Here is a 751-nt window from a genome sequence, read left to right as displayed (position 1 = left end):
CGCCAGCCCCCCAGGAGCAGGGTCACCGTCCCGGGATGTCGCCCGCCCACCCGGCCGCCTGCCGCGTTCGTCGCGGGGCGGACGCGACGGTGAGCCCGATGACCAGCGCGGTCGTGTGCCCCACCGCCGTGAAGCTCCGCGCCAGGAACCCGGGGCCGACCCAGTACACGACGACGAACGCGATCCACCACCAGCGCCACCGGCGCGGCACCACCACCGTGAGGAACCCCATCACGGTCGCCATGACGTAGCTGACCCCGACGTCGTCGACCCTCGCGACGCCCGGGTTGACGAACCCGTGGAAGATCCCTGTCGTCAGGACCATGGCCGTGAAGACGGTCGCCCCGACGTGCCCCATGAACCCGACCGCGAGCGCCCCGAGCCGACCGACGAAGCGCTGTGCGTAGGCCAGCACCACGAGGAGCTGGAGCACCAGGAGCACCTCGCCCGCGCTCGAGATGACGAACGCGCTCGCGAGGAGCACCGAGATGGGGCGGTCGCGGAGGTTCGCGAGGTTGGTGCTCGTGTCCTCCAGGACCTGGTCGCGGGTCCCCTCGGGGAGGAACCACAGCACGGCCGCGACCACGAGGACCACGGAGCAGTAGGCGATCGCCAGGTCGGCCCTGCGGACGGTGCGCCACACGTCGGTCAGCGCGTGGCGCACGAGCTGCGGGGCGCTCGCGCCCCCCGTCGGAGCGTCCGTCATCTCGCCACCGTACGTCGGGGAGGGCCCGCGAGCGCCCCGCAGCTC

1 protein-coding gene is annotated in these 751 nt (G+C 73.0%); it reads right to left on the bottom strand.

What is annotated here, in order from left to right:
* Positions 1-22 precede the first annotated feature (22 nt).
* A partial coding sequence (locus tag OERS_RS20415; protein WP_068627797.1) for a rhomboid-like protein occupies positions 23-751 on the bottom strand: 729 nt, incomplete at its 5' end.

Origin of the sequence: Oerskovia enterophila, from assembly GCF_001692445.1 — a bacterium.
Lineage (GTDB): Bacteria > Actinomycetota > Actinomycetes > Actinomycetales > Cellulomonadaceae > Oerskovia > Oerskovia enterophila.
The sequence above is the reverse complement of the archived record's forward strand: the minus strand, read 5'-3'. Positions and strand labels throughout refer to the sequence as shown.